This window comes from Achromobacter sp. CF-sbj1-Ac2-l, assembly GCF_052698165.1.
Genome location: NZ_CP199855.1, coordinates 3,614,356 through 3,632,154 on the forward strand (window position 1 = coordinate 3,614,356; position 17,799 = coordinate 3,632,154).

The 17,799-nt window shown below is 59.3% G+C and carries 12 protein-coding genes; 4 read left to right on the top strand and 8 right to left on the bottom strand.

The features are described 5' to 3' along the window. Nucleotides 1–83: 83 nt before the first annotated feature. The 3 genes from ACUDCK_RS16430 to ACUDCK_RS16440 form a co-directional block, all read right to left on the bottom strand. Nucleotides 84–488: a hypothetical protein gene (locus ACUDCK_RS16430; RefSeq protein WP_175166838.1), complete on the bottom strand. Its 405-nt coding sequence runs from the start codon at nucleotides 486–488 to the stop codon at nucleotides 84–86. A gap of 147 nt (nucleotides 489–635) precedes the next feature. Further along, on the bottom strand, nucleotides 636–2,855 hold the full coding sequence (locus tag ACUDCK_RS16435; protein WP_175166837.1) for a hypothetical protein: 2,220 nt from the start codon (nucleotides 2,853–2,855) through the stop codon (nucleotides 636–638). Then, nucleotides 2,855–3,517 carry a hypothetical protein gene (locus ACUDCK_RS16440; protein ID WP_175166836.1) on the bottom strand — a complete coding sequence of 221 codons (663 nt, stop codon included), beginning with the start codon at nucleotides 3,515–3,517 and terminating at the stop codon, nucleotides 2,855–2,857. Before ACUDCK_RS16440 ends, ACUDCK_RS16435 begins: the two co-directional genes overlap by 1 nt. Before the next feature lie 332 nt (nucleotides 3,518–3,849). Here ACUDCK_RS16440 and ACUDCK_RS16445 point away from each other — a divergent pair, with 332 nt between their 5' ends. Beyond that, complete coding sequence (locus tag ACUDCK_RS16445) at nucleotides 3,850–5,862, top strand: DUF4034 domain-containing protein (RefSeq protein WP_175166835.1); 2,013 nt, start codon at nucleotides 3,850–3,852, stop codon at nucleotides 5,860–5,862. 475 nt (nucleotides 5,863–6,337) lie between these two features. Here ACUDCK_RS16445 and ACUDCK_RS16450 read toward each other — a convergent pair whose 3' ends face one another. Together ACUDCK_RS16450 and ACUDCK_RS16455 are read right to left on the bottom strand one after the other, a co-directional pair. Beyond that, on the bottom strand, nucleotides 6,338–7,045 hold the full coding sequence (locus ACUDCK_RS16450) for a hypothetical protein (protein WP_155755627.1): 708 nt from the start codon (nucleotides 7,043–7,045) through the stop codon (nucleotides 6,338–6,340). Nucleotides 7,046–7,115: 70 nt separating this feature from the next. Beyond that, nucleotides 7,116–7,571, bottom strand: a complete 456-nt coding sequence (locus ACUDCK_RS16455; RefSeq protein ID WP_155755626.1) for a GIY-YIG nuclease family protein — start codon at nucleotides 7,569–7,571, stop codon at nucleotides 7,116–7,118. A gap of 552 nt (nucleotides 7,572–8,123) precedes the next feature. On the opposite strand from ACUDCK_RS16455, the gene ACUDCK_RS16460 reads away from it, so the two are divergent. Next, complete coding sequence (locus tag ACUDCK_RS16460; RefSeq protein WP_175166834.1) at nucleotides 8,124–8,996, top strand: leucine-rich repeat domain-containing protein; 873 nt, start codon at nucleotides 8,124–8,126, stop codon at nucleotides 8,994–8,996. A gap of 93 nt (nucleotides 8,997–9,089) precedes the next feature. Here the strand turns inward: ACUDCK_RS16460 and ACUDCK_RS16465 are convergent, their stop codons facing one another. Then, the gene (locus ACUDCK_RS16465) at nucleotides 9,090–11,207 is read right to left on the bottom strand and encodes a TonB-dependent siderophore receptor (RefSeq protein ID WP_175166833.1); all 2,118 of its coding nucleotides are present in this window, start codon (nucleotides 11,205–11,207) and stop codon (nucleotides 9,090–9,092) included. A 227-nt stretch (nucleotides 11,208–11,434) separates the two neighbouring features. Between ACUDCK_RS16465 and ACUDCK_RS16470 the strand changes: the two genes are divergently transcribed. Continuing rightward, complete coding sequence (locus tag ACUDCK_RS16470) at nucleotides 11,435–12,421, top strand: helix-turn-helix transcriptional regulator (protein WP_175166832.1); 987 nt, start codon at nucleotides 11,435–11,437, stop codon at nucleotides 12,419–12,421. A 38-nt stretch (nucleotides 12,422–12,459) separates the two neighbouring features. Here ACUDCK_RS16470 and ACUDCK_RS16475 read toward each other — a convergent pair whose 3' ends face one another. After that, nucleotides 12,460–14,640 carry a TonB-dependent siderophore receptor gene (locus tag ACUDCK_RS16475; protein ID WP_175166831.1) on the bottom strand — a complete coding sequence of 727 codons (2,181 nt, stop codon included), beginning with the start codon at nucleotides 14,638–14,640 and terminating at the stop codon, nucleotides 12,460–12,462. A gap of 205 nt (nucleotides 14,641–14,845) precedes the next feature. Here ACUDCK_RS16475 and ACUDCK_RS16480 point away from each other — a divergent pair, with 205 nt between their 5' ends. After that, on the top strand, nucleotides 14,846–15,826 hold the full coding sequence (locus tag ACUDCK_RS16480; protein WP_175166830.1) for a helix-turn-helix transcriptional regulator: 981 nt from the start codon (nucleotides 14,846–14,848) through the stop codon (nucleotides 15,824–15,826). On the opposite strand, the gene ACUDCK_RS16485 is transcribed toward ACUDCK_RS16480, so the two are convergent. Then, nucleotides 15,762–17,675 carry a B12-binding domain-containing radical SAM protein gene (locus ACUDCK_RS16485; RefSeq protein ID WP_175166829.1) on the bottom strand — a complete coding sequence of 638 codons (1,914 nt, stop codon included), beginning with the start codon at nucleotides 17,673–17,675 and terminating at the stop codon, nucleotides 15,762–15,764. The genes ACUDCK_RS16480 and ACUDCK_RS16485 overlap by 65 nt on opposite strands. Between the last annotated feature and the right edge of the window lie 124 nt (nucleotides 17,676–17,799).

The window sequence follows — 17,799 nt, forward strand, 5'->3', positions numbered from 1 at the left end:
GCTAAGTGCATTTACATTCGCATCGGCGTGGCAATATGCACCATTAATTTATCAACACATCACCCTAAGATTTCCCCGCCCGCTCACTCCTTATCCTCATATTTCATAGCCCACACACACGATTTCATTCGCATTTCTATGTGCTTTATGGCCAATAAAATTTCCTCTTGCAAAGCTGGATGGCGGGCAGTATTTTTTCTGCGCTCAAGTATTCTCAGCGTTACTGGGAAGTATTTTGGCAACCGCCTAAGCTCATAGACCGAAGAAATTTGAACCTCCAGGTAAGGAGCCAAATCATTAGAATCGCTAGGATCATGATTAACATTAATACGCTTAATAATCTCATGATACCTAGCAAACTGCTCGCGCTCCGCCTCACTTGATCGCACATTGACATACCTGATGGCTGTAACCAGCAACGGAATGCCAGCCAGCAAAACAGAAAGTGGGCCACTATTCTCTAGCAAAAATGTCCAAACAGTCGACATGACTATTCCACAACCTCAATGAAAATCAGGCCACTCATTCTCCAAGAAAAATTATTTACCTTAGGAGAAACAAATATTTATACGAATGCAACCATATGGCGGCATAGAGGATGAACTCAAATAAGCCCCCCACAGCCTGGTATCGACTTAGGAATCGGCATAGGCATAAGCATTCAACTTCTGGAACAAATTTACTACCTCTGCTACGGAAGCGTCCTCAACGAGAATCCTCTCTCGCATGCGAATATGTGTAAATGTGGAGCTCGCACCAGAAGCTTGGCGGGCCTCTTCACGCAAGAGGTTACACTGCCTTAGCATTAGAGCCAAATCAACCCAAAATTCATCGCGCAAGATTTTGTCTGCCTGAAAATCGTCACCGAGGCGAAGCCAATATTGGCGTACACGACAAGCTCTCCCCAATAGTTTATATATGCCATGTGCTGTCAAGGCTGGCAAAGCCAGTCCTGTAGCTACAGTAGACGTTGCATTTCTACCGTATCGATTCAACCACTGCTCCATTGGTGCCTGGGTGATAAGGTCTCCTCCTCCGCCAACAACGATTTGCTTTGGCAATGGGAACGTTGGTGAAAATCTCGTTGCCTCATTAGCGATGACATTTACAATTCGGCATTCGTTAAATCTGACGCCACTTAAATCAGCCCCTCGGCAGTCCAACTGATGAATGTTTACACGAATCAACGAAACTCTACTAGCGGTGCCCCTCACCACGGTCTCATCGATTTCGCAATCATTTATCTCTTGACCGTCGTTTAATTGCGCAAGCGCTGATATTACCAGAGCACCAATATTTCTTCCGGCTCGATCGGCTCCTCCATATACACTAGCAAGAGAGGTTGCCCTATTTACAAACGCATTCATCTGAGGGACCTGAGATTCCGCAGCTTTTGCCGCAACTTCGCTGAAGACTGCCACCAGCTCCGATCCAAGCACATTTCTTTTCAAGTACTTTGGTATCTCTCCTTTTCCAATCGCATCTAAGGACGCTAGCGAGAGAAAGTAGCTTTGAAGATGCGAATGTACAAAGCACTTATATCCATTTCTGACATCGGGTCCTAAAGCCGCAATGACGCCAGCTCGATTCCGAATTAAACGAACGATCTCCTGTGGAATTCCCTCGTCCAACGAGATTTCCACGAGCCAAGACAATGATGTCTCATCGAGAGAATCCGATTGACTATCAGCCATGTCTCGCGACACTTCAATCAAAAAACGTAATAGGAAATTTTCCAGATTAGGGCGCGAAATTACCGCTTCGACACTATCACCAAAAAGAGCGGCCTCCCGCTTGAGCATATGCTCGACTAGCAAAGGGGTAAGGAAGCTGTCGCTCTGTTCTCGAAGTCGCTTGGGCTCCAAGTGATCCGCCATCAAATTCAAGAACACGGGCCTCAATGCAAAAGATCCATCTTCTAATAAAGAAGAAACTGCGGGGATCTTAAGATGAACGTCCGCCCACCCTTTCGTTTTCAGCCAGTCACATGCTTGTTCTGGGGTTGGTGGATCAAGGGTCAGACTCGAAACAATGTCATATCCCTCACGCAGTGATTTAACATCTCGAAAAAGTCGATCTCGCCCCAGAAATGTGTCCCTTCCAGACAACAGCACGACCCCCTTTCCGCGCGCAGACGAAATTAGATCATTTACTTGGGACCACGCGAGTTCGTATCCATTCGGGTCCCCGAGCTCATCGAAACCATCCACCGCCACGGTTATAAGACCATATTTTAGAAGAATAGGGACTTGATCATAGGTAGTGTTAGATCGCAAAGTCTGCAAACTGAATGCCATGAGATCTTGCAAATTAGAAAGCACCCTACCGCGGCTGCGTACGTGCAAAATAAGCGAGGACGGCGAGGTCCGATATGCCTCGGCTTTCATTAGTGCAAGCTGCTCGACGAGATTGGTCTTACCGATCCCAGCCGGGCCATCAATTAGCATCACCTCTGCAGCTTCCGGGTTGCGCGGCTCAGCGCCGAGAAGCGAAGCGACTTTGTGCACTCCCTCAATTCGCTCTTGCTTGTGAGTATGACCATTGATCGGCAAGAGCTTTTTCGAATCCACCACAAGACGTCGCAACAATTCCGCCTGAGACTCCGCCCATCTCCGAAGATTGGCGAAATCTTCCGACGCCAGCATTGCGGAAAAGGAAGCTATATTTTTCGCAGGAAATCCTTTCTTCTGAAGAAGAACTTTCCCATTTGACTCTTCTATAGATACTCTAAACTCTCGTCCATCTCTAACCAGCTTTGCATTAATTACCCCAGACTTTTGCGTAACTTTTGGAGATTCCGCACCTATATCCACAAAGGGCAACAGATCATTTGCGATGGATTCTTTAGAGAACATTAGAGCCTCACCATTATATTTTCCAACTTGACAAAATTACTGGTTCGCCGCCTATTCTGAAGCAGAATAATTCGCGATGACGATTTTGACAGCAAAGCCTCGGCTGTAAATATAGGCGGTATTAAATCATCATCCTCTGCCACCACTAGAATCCACTCTCGCGGCTCATTGGCTGCTGCCAATACAACATCAGCAGCCATTGCAGTATCAACCATTTTTTCGCCCAAAATTCCTTTCTGTTCGCGCAACGTATTAGGCAAATGGATTCCCAACTTCTCATGTAGTCTTTGGGGCAGAGCATGAAGCAAACGGTCGCCGTAACCAACATTGCTCTCAAATACCACATTTCTAACCGAAGATAAGTCAGCGCAATTCGTTGAAGCCAATACGTATGTTATTGCCTTCTTGTTTGCGGTTGGCTCATAGCCCTTGTGCCAGCCATGGTACAAGCGAAGCTGGACCCTAAACCTAAGCGACGAATCCAGCGTTTGCAGACACCGCGAAATTCGTTCAGAAGTTTTTCGTAGCACTAGCTTTGCCACTTGAACAGGATCACGCTCGGCAGAATCACCACTTATATAAATCTGTGAGTTCCAGTCAACAAAAGCGGATACGAAAATTATCGCCGCATGCGATTTAGCTTCCTCATTATTATTACTCACCCCTAGATCTCCGAGCATTTGACACATCAAATAGATTGGAAAAACGCTGTGGTAACCCCCCACACATCCTACGTGCCCCCCCAACCGTGTGAAAGCGAGTACGTTCGATCCAGACCACTGCTCCTTGCAGTTCCCGTCTGACAAAAAGAGGGTTTACCCTCATAGCAAAGCACGTCTTGGCCTCTAGCCATGAGGTACCACTTGAACGAACGAAATCGGCTATGTACGCCCTATGTTATATAACATTTCGAAACTACAGTTTTTTCTTGTCACCTAGAAGTTTCTTCTGCTGAGAGAATAGGGATTTTCCCCAAACTTTCTGTGGATGCATCTTGCTCAATCTCATGACCGTGCGCCGCCGCCTGCGCGTCTTAGTGCAATCCAACTCCGTCCGCGAAATCGACGCCTACTTCGCCGACCTTGAGCAGCAGGATTGGACCGCGGCAGGTACATCGGACTCGCTGTATTCCGAAGCCGTCCTCTCCGGCACCCTCTTCGACTACAGCACCGTCCCCTACCCGCAGGCCGCCGACTTCCTCCAGGCCTGGATCGCCGCCTGCCCCGACTCCTACCACGCGCACCTGGTCCTGGCTAACTTCTGCTTCGGCCGCGCCGCGGATATCCGCGGCTTTGGCTGGGCGGACAGCGTGACGCAGGATCGCTGGATCGGCGCCGCCCTGGCCTGCGAAACCGCCGCCGCCGCGCTGTTGAAAGCCATGACGCTGTCGCCGCGTCCCGTCGCGGCCTGCGTGACCATGATGCAAATGGCGGCGCATTTCAAAGAGCCGTATTGGCTGCGCCAGTTGTTCGAAGGCAATCCTCCGGAAACCATTACCCACGACGATGTCGAGGAACCCGGCCTGATGGACGCCGCGCTGGCGCATCTGGCGGAATACGGCGTGCCGCGCCTGCAACCGAATCAGGCGCCGCAGTCCCTGCCCGCATGGCTCGCGCCGCGCGCCGAGCATGAAATGGAACAGGGCAAGGATTACTGGCTGCTGCGCGCATTGGAATTGCGCCCGGGCCACCTGGAAACGCTGATCGCGTATGCGCAGTATCTGCAACCGCGTTGGGGCGGCAGTTACGAGGATATCGACGGCCTGGCCAGCGGCCCGCTGTGCGAGACGCTGACGGAACCGCAGCGCAACGCGATCCGCTGGATCGGCCTATGGGACGAGCTGAGCGATTTTCCGGACGCCGAAGAAACGCAGGCGGTGCAAGCCCATCGCCAGGCCTTCGAATCGTTCCTGCAACGCGATCTGCGGCCCCAGGAACGCGGCGAGGCGCTCGGTCGGTTCGCGAATTTCGTCAGTTATTCGCTGGGCGACCACGCGCGTGCCCGCGAGCTGCACGCGCAGAGCGTGGCGGCGTTCCCGGGGAATATGTATTTTGGCGAAGTGGACGGGCCATTCCGCAGTTTCGCGCACGTGACGCTGATTCACCACATCCCGGACGACGACGGCGCGTTCAAGCGCGTGCTGGAGCGCATGAGCGGCTGGGACCAGTTGGCGACGCCGCAGGGGTTGGTGGCGGTGGCGCATCAGTTCGGGCTGTGGGGGTTTGAAAAGGATCCGGCCAAGGCGCAACAACTGCTGGATCGCGCCGCCGAACTCGGCCGCGACCAGACGGACGACAGTTTCAATGTGCTGGCGGCGGCCGCGATGCTGTGGGATGGCGGCGCGCACGAGGAAGGTTATTTCCTGACCCGCCAGTTGGCGGATCGGCGTTTTCCCGACTCGGCCAGCAGCATGTACGACATTCACCGCGGTTTCCGCGACAACACGCCCGACCATTATCTGGACGAGGCGGTGCGCGACGAATGGCTGCAACGCGCGGTGGACGATGGTTCGCCGCTGGCCAAGTACAACATGGCGCATCGGCACCTGTTCGACGGCAAGATGGATTTCTCGCGCCGCGAGAATATCGAGACGGTATTGCGGCTGCTACAGGAGTCGCGCGAGGAACCGCGCGCCGACGGCCTGGCGCGTTTGCGCATCGGGGTGCTGCTGCGCGACCACGGCACCGACGCGGAAAAACAGAGCGGCGTGCGCGATTATCTGCGGCCGCTGGTCGACGAAGACGACGACTGGCGCGCCGCCCGCGCCAGCGCCGAAATCGGATTGGCCTATGCGCGCGGCCACGGCGCCAAGAAGAACCGCTTTGCCGCCATCGAATGGGTCGGGCACGCCAGCAAGCTGCAACCGGACGACGAAGGTATCGACGAGATCCATGGCGAGGTGATGAACTCGCACAGTCTGGTCAAGACCATTGGCACGGTGTTCGGGGCGTATCTGGGACGGGGCGGCGTGACGGCGGAGGATCTGCCGCCGAAGGCCGCGGAATAAGCAGACGGACCCTGGGATCATCGACGTTCAAACTGATCCAGTCCTGAATATCGACTCCCAGGGGACTGTGAGTATTCTTGTGTTTAAGGCATTAAACACCCGGTCGAGGATCTGTCAGGCTTGTTGATGCTATCTCAGCGATACGGGTCAGTGAAGCGTTCGGCATAAATGGTGGCGAACCGGTTCACGGCACAGTTGCGCATTGATGCTCTCGATGGCGTTGGTCCTCCCGTCTTATACGCCCCCAGCCGATCAGCAAAGGACGGAAGCTTGGCTGAAGGCCGCGACAAGTGTGCTCTTTATGCCTACCCCCTACCCGGCCTGTACCCACGACATAGTGCTGACGTGACCAGATTGAAGGACTCAGAACGAGCCACCTTAATCTTACCGATCAAAATGATACATCCGTCAAAGGAAATCTCTCAACCCATATCCGAGATAATGCATAAAACAGCATTTTTATCCGAATACATATTTATCGATCCAGCGGGTGATCATGAAAACTCCTTCCCCCAGAATCATAAGCATCCGACCAAAATTTCAAGCTTCTCCAATAATATTTTTTTTGATCAGATAAAAAAACTTTGGAGAAATGAGATATTTTTTTTATATCATCTTTAATTTGAAGACCCGAATCGAAATACTTTGCAGCATCCAGGCCAAATCTATTAAGGTCAGGGAGCTTATCACACCGTCGTTTTAGATGAGGAAGGCCCGTGTGAATTTTCAGGTAAGCCTCTCTCTGTTCGACTTCAAGAAAGGAAGCTTTATCAATCATTTTTGATGCTGACGGCATTTCTATGCGATCAGCGGCATCTTTAAAAGCTCCTAAGAGTGCCGCATGGTCCTTTTCCGGAATTTTCGCTGTTTCGGCCATTCTCACTATCACCGCGATGCGCCCCAATAGGACAAGCATTTCTTTCAAGTCCTCTTCTATGCATATTTTCATAACGGACGCATTGTTTTTTTCCTTCGTTTCCTCCGAAGCAATATTTATCCTTCCAAGCCAAAGAGCCACAAGTGCCGCCGCCGCCGTGGCCACGGCTGAGGCAGCGGACCAAGGAGATTCCATCCAAGGCCATTTAGACACACAGGCCACTACAAAAAAGCCAATAGCAGCAAAAATTACCAGCACCCGCCACCAGCACTCGCGGCATGAAAGCCCCAATCCATTCGAAGCCATAACATCCTGAACTCAATATTAATTAGATTAATAACCCCAAGTTCCCTGGGGGCCATTGCAGGCAAAAAAATCAACGTTGCGCCACTATCTGGGTGCGGATTGGTACAACAGATTTGAGCGCGGTCGGTCGCTGGTTTTCAAGCGTCTGGAGTTTAATTTTTACACCTTGAATGTTCATCAGATTATGACCATCATCAACAAAATGACGAATCAGGAGCTTTTCTGCAGCGTTAACGGCGGCGCTCTTTGTCTGCCCGGGCCTGAGGACAATTTCAGCGTATGCCAAATATCTTTTCCCTTTCGCGGCAGCCTTTATCCCATTCATAAGTTTCAAGTTATTCATCTGCCCCTTAATTCGCTGTCTAAGGTTCAACGCGCGGCCCACATAGAAAACGTCACTTAAACCACCATACACTCTATAGTAGATATACACACCACCTTTTTTTGGCACAACATCCAGATCTGGAACATAGGGATAGGAACGTAAAAACTGAGGTTCATGCCAGAATAGACTCGGATTAATCACTTATCGGAACCTCTCACTTTAAAAACGACCAGAACGATCGACTAACACAGACATTACATTCTATTAACTATCACACAAAATCCACCCTCGAAAGATCGCGCATAATCACACCCGTTTGGCAATCCGCAATCAAAAAGATCAAGTGCAGTACACGCGCCCCGGGGGGTTCGCCCCCCTAGAAAAGCGAAAAATTGCACGGAACCGCGACATAGTACTTTGAAATCTATTTTCAACTATTGTTAAATTTTCCAGGCTGTCTACTTCGTTATGCCCCCTGGTTCTTCCACTCGACAGATCTCCGTCGCCTGCATCAGGAAATTCCGCCCCCCAGCGTCCAGCCCATTGGGCCAGCTCTACGCGTGACTTCCTACAACAGGCTGCCCCAGTAAGGCACGCAACACACCCGACTTCATAGTCATCTCACGCATACTTCGGGTGATCAAGTGCGCTTGGCCAAGGCTCTTTTTGCTTTATTGCTCTACCCTTCCAAGACACACCTCAGGCTATCGGCGATATTCGTGCTGCCCCGAGACACTATTCTTACGGAACCCCATGTCCCTAGCCCCGTTTTCGTCCCATCAACCCGGCCGCGACAAGCGATGGCTGTTGATGCACAGCCGGCAGGCCGCGCAGGCGCTTGGCTCGGATCAAGTCCTTTTCTACGATGCGCCGCCGAGTACGGCGACGCTAGCGGCAATCGAATATGTCCATCTGTGGGCGCCGCCCCTGGACCCGGTAGAGGAATTGCCGGCATTGATCGCGCGGCTACCATCCCTGACCCATCTGTCCATTGGCCCTGGCAATATCCAGGCCTCGGTGGTCAAGAACCTGCGCGCCGAGATGCTGCCGGCCAGCCTGCGGCATCTGTCGATTTTCGATTGCCCAGGGTCATATACCTGGTCGGCGGGGCCGATGCCGCAGTTGGAGTCGCTGGAGGTCAACGTTCCGATGCGGTTCAAGGCGGAGGATTTTCCGGCGCTGAAGTCGCTGTCGATGTTGCCGGACAAACCCGGCAAACTGCTCGATCAGGCCTTGCGGCTGCCGCTGCAGGAATTGAATCTGTTCAATGTCCCGTTCGATGAATCGTTGTTTCACCGCATCGCGGCGTTGCCCCTGTTATCGCTGGGTCTGATGGCGGGGCGCTCGTTGAAAACGCTGGCGGGAATCGAACAGCTTTCCGGACTGCGTTCATTGCGGCTCAAGAATCAAGGCCTGTTGGAAACCATTGGCCCGATTGCCGCCCTGCCTGCGTTGGAACAATTGAATATCCAATATTGCAAGCGGATCACGGATATCAATACCCTGGAGGCGCTGCCCGCCCTGCAAGACCTGACCCTGGTGGGTTGCGGCAATATCGGCCTGGGTGAATTGGAAGCCAAGCTGCGAGCCAAACTACGGCATTCCAACATCGCGGCGACGACATAGCTGCATGAGCGCACGCCCCTGCGTCATGGATTCAATAGCCGGGGAGGCGGGCCGCCCACCGACGCGCCCGCCCCCGCCATCAATCCACCCGCCTCACCACTGATACCCCACCTTCAAACTGACCACCCTCCCCGCCCCCGCGAAGCAGCCGTTATCCAGGTCATAGCATCCCCCGCTATACCGCTTGTCCGTCAAGTTCGACACATTCAACTGCACCTTCGTCCCCTTCAAGCTGGGCACCTGCCGCCCCAGGTCGTAATGCAGTTGCGCATCCACCAAGGTGTATCCCGGCACGCGGAAATCCTGCAACGTCTGGTACCCGCCCCAGCTTCCCCCGTTATGCCGCACCCCGAACGCCGCGCCCAGGCCGGAGGGCGCATCCCACGCCAGCCAGACGCCGCCAAAGCGCGTCGGCACGCGCGAGGGCGTCCTGCCCACTTCGTTGGCATTGCCCTTGGTGTATTCGACGTTCTGCCACGTATAGGCCGCGATCACGCTCCACTGCGGCGACAGCCGCGCATGCGCTTCCAGCTCCAGCCCGCGTGAGCGGACCTCGCCCGACTGCACGGATAGGCGCGGGTTGGCGGGGTCGGCGCTCAGCACGTTGGTCTGGGTCAGGTGGTAGATCGCCGCGGAGAACAGGGCGTCCCAGTTCTCCGGCTGGTACTTGAGGCCGGTTTCGAACAGTTCGCCCCGGGTCGGCTTGAACGGCTCGCCGCTGGCGGACAGGCTGTTCACGGGCTCGAAGGACTGCGCGTAGGTGGCATACGGCGCCAGGCCATTGCCGAAGCGATACAGCGTGCCGACGCGCACGGTGGTTGCCTGGTCCTTCTGCGTGAAGCCGCTGTGCCAGAGCCTGTCGGTGGAATCGATGGTCGACCAGTCCTGGCGCACGCCGACGGTGGTGTGCCAGTTGCCCAGCGCGACCTGGTCCTGCACGTAAAGGCCGGTCAGCGTCGAGCGCATGCCTTTGTCCATGACCGTGGGCGGGACGGGCTGCGGCGCGCCGTAGACGGGGCTGTAGATATCCAGCTTGGTGCCGTTGTAGGTCGTGCGGTAGTCGCCGTCGCCGCGCATCTGCTCCCACACCAGGCCGGCCAGCAGTTCGTGGCGCGCGGCGCCGGTGGCGAAGCGGCCTTTCAACTGGTTGTCCAGGGTGAAGCTGTCGTAGCGCTCGGTGGAACCGAGCACCTGGCGGTCGATGGTGCGCAGGTCCGGTTGCAAGGCGGCCAGGACCACGGCGTCATAGTCGCTGTCGACGCGGGTGTAGCGGCCGTTCAGGCTCATCGACCAGTCGCCCGCCAGCTTCTGGTCGAACTGGTAACCCACGGCGCGGATGGTGCGCGCGAACGTGTCGTAGCCCGGCTCGCCCACGTTGAAGCGGGGCGGCAGTTGGCCATGGGGGTTGGGCAGTACGCTGCCGATGCCCGGCACCGACGAGATCATGCCCAGGCCGGGATCGTCCTGGTAGCGCGCGTACAGCGTCAAGCGGGTGGCAGCGCTGGGTTGCCAGGTCAGCGAGGGCGCGACCGCGCGGCGGCGCAGCCAGGTGCCGTCCAGTTGGCCATCGCTGTTCATGGCGGTGCCGACGACCCGGAACAGCAGCGTGCCGCGTTCGTCGGCCTTGCCGCCCAGGTCGAACGAGCCGCGACGGTAGCGGCTGGTGCCGCCCTCAAGCTCAATGAGGCGCACGGCGTCTTCGCGCGGCAGCTTGCTGGTCAGCGCAATGACGCCGCCGGGCGTGGAGGTGCCGTACAGCACCGAGGCGGGGCCGCGCAGCACTTCCATGCGTTCGAGCAGGAAAGGATCGACCTGCTGGCCGCCGAAGACGACGCCGCGGTTCAGGCGCATGCCGTCCAGGAAGGTGTCGACGGGGCCGTTGCCCGTGCTGAAGCCGCGGATGCTCATGTCGTCATAGGCGGTGACGGCGCCCCAGGATTCTGTGGCGACGCCGGGCGCGTAGCAGAAGGCCTCGTTGACCGAGCGCACGTTGCGCGCGTCCATCTGCTCGCGGGTGACCACCGAGAGGGACTGCGGCGTCTCGATCAGGGGCGTGTCGGTGCGCGTGGCGGCACTGGAGCGGCGCGGCACCACGCCGTCGTCCTGCGGGATGCCGACGACCTCGACGGACGGCAAGGTGCGCGCGTCCCCCGCCGTGGCCGCTGCGGCCGCCTGCGCCGCGCCGGGCTGGGTCCAGGCCAGCAGCAGCAAATGAAATCCGACGGTAAGAACCCGGGGCGATGCGCATCTGGCGCGGGATTGGAAGATCATGAGCGTGGTCCGTTTGTTTGATGGCATGCATCCCGAGACCCGGCGCGTGTCGCCGGGCGCGATGTATGGGCATTGCTTGGAAGCCGCTCCATTTAATATTGCGTCTCATTCCTTTAACTACCCGGATCGGGTCGTCACCCCCGAAACGGGTCCCCCGGCATCGCTTCATGAAGACCCATCCCGACGCGCCGCGCCACGGCGCCATTTCCTCCCTGCCCGATGTGCCCACGTCCTCGATGTTCGACACGGACTTCCTGGCGCACTACCTGTCAGGACAACGACATCGGTTGGTGTACGCGGAAGTGGCGGAGGGCATCGAGCTTTGCCATTGGCAAAGCGCATTCGAGCAGCCGTTCACCGTGCACACGCGTGACGACGGCGACCGCGTATTGCTGTCGTACCAATTGCGCGGCGAGACCGATTGCTGGCTGGAAGGCGGCGTCGCCGGACAGGGCGAGGCCATCAGGGAAACGTCGGGCTGCTTGTACTACACGCCAGATCGCCGTGGACACTTTGCCCAACATGGGGTGTGCGAGAGCCTGACCGTTGCGCTGCGGCCGGACGTGCTGCGCACGTGGATCGAGGACGAAGAGGACGCGGCGCTGCGGCGCTCACTGGACTCCGGCAGTTGCTTTCGCGCCGGCTACCGCGGCGAAAAGCTGCATCAAGCCGCGCTCGCCATCAGCCGCGAGTTGAAGCATCTGCGCACGCCCGTCTGCGACACGCCCGGCGCGCGGCTGATCCGCGAAGCGCAGGCCATGATGCTGACGGGGCTGTTTCTCGAGGCCGGCCATGCGGACACTCGCCGCGCCAATGCCGCCACGCCGCAACGGCAACGCCTGATGGCGGCGCGCGACTATCTGCTGGCCGACCTCGCCCATCCGCCCACGCTGGCGCAGATGGCCGCGGAAACGGGCTTGAGCGCCATGCGCATCAAGCGCGGGTTCCGCGAGCTGTTCGGGCACAGTGTTTATGGCTTGTTCCAGCAGACGCGGATGCGCGAGGCGCAGCAGCGGCTGCGGGCGGGCAAGGTGACGGTGATGGAGGTGGCGTTCGACCTGGGGTATTCGAATCCCAGCCACTTCGCGGCGGCATTCCGCAAGGAGTTTGGCGTGGGGCCGGGGGAATATAAGCGCAGGGCGGCGGGCGTCTGAAGCGCCGGCGTCGCCTCGCAATGCCGGCCCCGTCCCGGTTACCACTGATACGCCAAAGTCAGATTCACCTGCCGGCCCAACCCAGGGAAGCAACCCGTGCCCATGTCATAGCAACCCGCCACGTGGCGCTTGTTGGTCAGGTTGGCAACGTTAAGCTGCAGCCGGGCGCCCTTCATGGATGGCGATTGCCGTCCGAAATCGTAGTGCAGTTGCGCATCGAACAGCGTGAATGACGGCGCGCGGAATTCCTCCACCTGCATGCCGCCGGCGGTATTGCCGTGGTAGCGCGCGCCCAGCGCCGCACCGAGGCCCGACGGCGCATCCCATGCCAGCCAAACGCCGCCGAATTGAGCCGGCACGCGCACGGGCCGCTTGCCGACGATATCCGCACTGCCCTTGGTGTATTCAACCTGTTGCCAGGTGTAGGCGGCGATCACGCTCCATTGCGCGGCGAGGCGCGCACGGGCTTCCAGTTCCAGGCCTCGGGAACGCATCTCGCCTTCCTGGATACGCTGCCATGGATTGGCGGGGTCTGGGATGAGCACGTTGGCTTGCGTCAGGTTGTAAAGGGCGGCGGTAAACAGCGCGTCCCACTCCAGTGGCTGGTATTTGAGGCCCGCCTCGAACAATTCTCCCCGACTGGGCTTGAACGGCGTGCCGCTGGCCGAAAGCTGATTGATGGGCTGGAACGACTGCGCGTAGGTGGCATAGGGCGCCAAACCGTTCTCGAAACGATAGAGCGTGCCGATGCGGCCAGTAGTGGCGTGATCACGCTGCGTAAAGTCGTTGTGCCAACGAAAGTCCACGGTGTCGATGGTGGAGCGGTCATGCCGCAGGCCGAGCATGGTGTGCCAACCGCCGAGCGACAACTGGTCTTGCAGGTAGAAGCCCATCTGCGTCGAGCGCACGCGATTGTCCATGCCCACGGGCAAGGCGGCGGGGATGGGCATCCCGTACGCCGGTTCGAAGATGTCCAGCGACGGGATGTCCAGCGACGGCGGCTTGCCCTTTCTGAAGTCGCCACGACCCCGCAGTTGTTCCCAGCTTATGCCGGCCAGCAGTTCGTGTTGCAAGACCCCGGTGGCGAATCGTCCGCGCACCTGGTTATCGAGCGCGAGGGTGTTATAGCGTTCGTCCGACGCGTTGGCGTAGCGATCGATGGTGCGCAGGTCCGGCCCCAAGCCTGTCATGCGCACGGCGGCGTACTGCACGTCGATATCGGCGTAGCGGCCGTTCAGCGACAGCGACCAGTCGTCGGCCAGACGCTGGTCGAATTGATAGCCCGCCGCGCGCTGGGTGCGAGAGAAGCGATCATACGAAGGCTCGCCCGTGTTGAAGCGCATTGGCAGCCGACCATGCGGGTTGGGTAGCATCGTGCCCTGCGCGGGCAGCGAACCGATCATGCCGGACTGGGGGTCCCCCTGATAACGCGCGTACAACGTAAAGCGGGTGGCCGCGCTCGGTTGCCAGGTCAACGACGGCGCAACCGCGCGGCGGCGAGCCGGCGCGCCGTCCATGTGGCCTTCGCTGTTCATGGCCGTGCCGACGACGCGAAACAGCAGTGTGCCGCTCGCATCGGCCATGCCGCCCAGGTCGAAGGAAGCGCGCCGGTTGCCATACGAGCCCCCCTCCAGCTCGACCCGCCGGATGGCCTGATCGCGCGGCAATTTGCTGGTCAGGACCACCACCCCGCCCGGGTTGGCCCTGCCATACAACACCGATGCCGGACCGCGCAGAACCTCCATGCGTTCAAGTAGAAATGCGTCGACCTGCTGCGATCCGAAGACCAGGCCTTCGCCCATGCGCAAGCCGTCCAGAAAGGTGTCCGCCATATCGTTGGTCGACGTGAAACCACGGATGGTGAGCTCGTCATACCCGCTGACGCCGCCCCAGGCTTCTGTCGCAATGCCGGGCGCATAGCGGAAGGCCTCGTTGACCGAATGGACGTCTTGCGCATCCATTTGAGAGCGCGTGACCACTGAGATGGACTGCGGGATCTCGACTAGCGGCGTACTGTTGCGAGTCGCCGCGCTGGCGTGCCGGGGCACGAGGCCGTCGTCCTCGGCCGGCGCGGCGACTTCGATGACGGGCAACGTGGCGGCCTCGCCAGCATTGGCCGATTGCGCGACGCCCGGTTGGGTCCACGCCAATAGCAGCAGGGGAAATCCGACGCCGAGAAGTCGGGACGTCGCATATGGGGAGCGGAATTGGAAGATCATAGTCGTACATCCGGTGGGTTGACGGCAAGGCACCCGCGCGGCGACAGAAGCCATTCCTCGGACGCGCATGGATGCTGTTTCAAGCCACCTCATTGGATGTGGCGTGCCCTGCCCGGCCACACCTGAATCAAGTCCATTCCACCCGCATCGGATCACCATCGACACCATGACGCCCTGCCAACTGCCCGCCCCGTCCGAAGTACACATGTCGGCCATGCTCGATCCGGCCCGCCTGGCGACGCTGCTGGCGCGGCAACGCCACCGCCTGGTCTCCCTGCCCGCCAGCGACGGCATCGAACTGCACTATTGGCAGAGCGCGTTCAACGAACCGGTGACATTGGACGCGCGAGGCGATCATCATCGCGTGCTATTCACGTACCAATTGCGCGGCCGCACCCAATGCTGGCTGGATCGGGGGACGGCAAGCCGAGGCGAATACATGCGTGAGAACGCTGGCAGCATCCAATTCGCGCCGGGCCGGCACAGCCGTTTTCATCAACAGGGAGCGTGCGAGAGTGTCTCGGTTGCGGTGCGTCCGGACATGCTGCAAGACTGGATCGGCGAGCTGGACCGACCATTGCGGCGATCGGTGGAATCCGGCGCGTGCTTCATGGCGGGCTATCGCGGCGCCCGGCTACACGAGGCGGCCTATACCCTCAGCCGTGCGCTCAAACATGCCGCGACGACGACACCGGTGACGGCGGGCGCCAGCCTGGTTCGCGAAGGCCACGCCTTGCTATTGGTGGGTCACTTCCTGGAGACCGGGCGCGCCAGCGGCGGGCGCCAGGGTCGGGTCGTGACGCATCGCCAGCAACTGCTGGCCGCCCGCGATCACCTGCTCGCCGATCTGGCCCGTCCCCCAACCTTGGCACAGATGGCGCTTGAAGCTGGCATCAGCGCCATACGCATCCAGCGCGGATTCCGGGAATTGTTCGGGCACAGCGTGTACGGGCTGTTCCAGCAGGAACGGATGCGCGAGGCGCGTCGGCGCCTGCGGGCAGGCGGGGTGACCGTCATGGAGGTGGCATTCGGGCTCGGGTACTCGAACCCCAGTCATTTCGCGGTGGCGTTCCGCAAGCAATTCGGCGTTGGCCCTGGCGAATACAAGCGCAACCAGCCCCCTACCCCCGCTGGCTCAACGCCTTGGCAATCCGATGCCGCCCCACCGTCGTCTTCGGCACCTTGAACGGAAACCAGCTACGCACGTCCTCGTCCAGCCCGATCCCGTGCATGTAGTTGTAGATCGCCTTCTTCAACGCCCGTCCCAACGCGTCGTGATCCACCCCGGTCGGGTCGTCGAAGCCGATATCGTTCTTGGCGAACGTCACGTCCGGTAGCGGCCGCAGCGTCACGCCGTATTCTTCGGGATTCAATCCCACCGGGGAATGCACCGTACAGGCGAAGCGGTGGAAGAACCCGCTCTGGATACAGCCGTTCTCGAATAGCTGGCGCACGTACTCCAACGCATCGACCGTATCCTGCACGGTCTGCGTGGGAAAGCCGTACATCAGGTAGGCGTGCACCAGGACGCCGGCGTCGCTGAAGGCGCGCGTGACGCGCGCTACCTGGTCGACCGACACGCCCTTCTTCATCAGGTTCAGCAGGCGGTCCGAGGCGACCTCCAGGCCGCCGGAGACGGCGATGCAGCCGCTGTCGGCCAGCAGTTCGCACAGCTCGGGGGTGAAGGTCTTCTCGAAGCGGATGTTGCCCCACCACGAGATGCCGGCGTTGCGCGCGATCAGTTCCGTGGCCAGGGCCTTGAGGGATTTGGGCGGCGCGGCCTCGTCGACGAAGTGAAAGCCCGTCTGCCCGGTTTCCTGCACGATGGTCTCGATGCGGTCGGCCAGCACCGTGGCCGAGGCGCCTTCGTAGCGGCCGATGTAGTCCAGGCTGACATCACAGAAGCTGCACTTCTTCCAGTAACAGCCGTGGGCCACGGTCAGCTTGTTCCAGCGGCCGTCGCTCCACAGGCGGTGCATGGGGTTGAGCATGTCCAGCAGCGACAGGTAGCGGTCCAGCGGCAGGCCGTCCCAGGTGGGTGTGCCGACCTCGGCGAAGGCGACGTCGGGCTCGACCAGATTGACGTAGCGCACCGCGCCGCTGTCGGCGTCGCGCAGGAAGGTGCGCACCAGGCGCTGGCGCGAGCGCTTGCCTTCGACGTGTTCCATCAGCGCCAGCAAGGGGCGCTCGCCGGCGTCGAGACTGACGAAGTCGAAATAGTCGAAGACGCGCGGGTCTTTCAGTTCGCGCAGTTCGGTGTTGACGAAGCCACCGCCCAGCACGGTGATGATCCTGGGGTCTTGCGCCTTGATCGCCTGGGCGATGCGGAAGGCGGCGTAGACGGCGCCGGGGAACGGCACCGACAGCAGCACCATGGTGGGCTGGTGGCGCGCCAGGGCTTCCAGGGTCAAGTCGCGCAGGGTGTCGTCGACCAGGTTCAGTGGCACGGCCAGCGCTTCGGCCAGCGGGTCGAAGGTCGGCTGGCTGCCGGCCAGCGACTCGGCGTAGCGCACGAATTCAAAACGCGGATCGATGGCGTCGCGCAACACGTCGGCCAGGTCGTTCAGATACAGCGTGGCCAAGTGCTTGGCGCGGTCCTGCAGGCCCAGGGCGCCGAAGGCCCAGCCCAGCGGATCGCCGCCCTCGTCGTCGACGTACACGTCCAGCGAAGCGAAGCGCGGGCCCTCGGGCAGGAAGTTACGGCCGACGACGCGGTGCGCCAGTGTCGAGTCGCGCCCTTGCAGGAAGGCGATCACCGGGCCGATGGTGGCCAGGTAGCGCGGCTGCATGGCGATGAAGGCCTGGATCGCGGGGGTGTGCTTGTCCAGCGGCAACGCATCCACCTTGGCCGCCACGGCGCGCAGGCCCTCGGGCGACAGCAGGCGCAAGACCAGCGCCAACGCCAAGTCTTCCTGCGTGGCCGTGACGCCGCGGGAGCGCAGGAAGCCGGTCAGGTAGGCGGTGGACGGGTATGGCGTATTGAGCTGCGTCATCGGCGGGATGACGGACAGCACGCGAAGGGGCGTGGCGGACATGAGACACGGCGGGAAATGCCGTCAAAGCGGGGATCGAGGGGGGATTATAGTTACCGGCGAGTTCTCATCGGCGTAACACGGGAAATCAAGGGGCATAACGTGGGCAACCGGCCTCCCCATTCCT

Excerpts from the sequence above, each read along its gene's own strand:
- ACUDCK_RS16430 (WP_175166838.1), bottom strand. The coding sequence starts at position 488 with ATGTCGACTGTTTGGACATTTTTGCTAGAGAATAGTGGCCCACTTTCT.
- ACUDCK_RS16435 (WP_175166837.1), bottom strand. The coding sequence starts at position 2,855 with ATGTTCTCTAAAGAATCCATCGCAAATGATCTGTTGCCCTTTGTGGAT.
- ACUDCK_RS16450 (WP_155755627.1), bottom strand. The coding sequence starts at position 7,045 with ATGGCTTCGAATGGATTGGGGCTTTCATGCCGCGAGTGCTGGTGGCGG.
- ACUDCK_RS16460 (WP_175166834.1), top strand. The coding sequence starts at position 8,124 with ATGTCCCTAGCCCCGTTTTCGTCCCATCAACCCGGCCGCGACAAGCGA.
- ACUDCK_RS16470 (WP_175166832.1), top strand. The coding sequence starts at position 11,435 with ATGAAGACCCATCCCGACGCGCCGCGCCACGGCGCCATTTCCTCCCTG.
- ACUDCK_RS16475 (WP_175166831.1), bottom strand. The coding sequence starts at position 14,640 with ATGATCTTCCAATTCCGCTCCCCATATGCGACGTCCCGACTTCTCGGC.
- ACUDCK_RS16480 (WP_175166830.1), top strand. The coding sequence starts at position 14,846 with ATGTCGGCCATGCTCGATCCGGCCCGCCTGGCGACGCTGCTGGCGCGG.
- ACUDCK_RS16485 (WP_175166829.1), bottom strand. The coding sequence starts at position 17,675 with ATGTCCGCCACGCCCCTTCGCGTGCTGTCCGTCATCCCGCCGATGACG.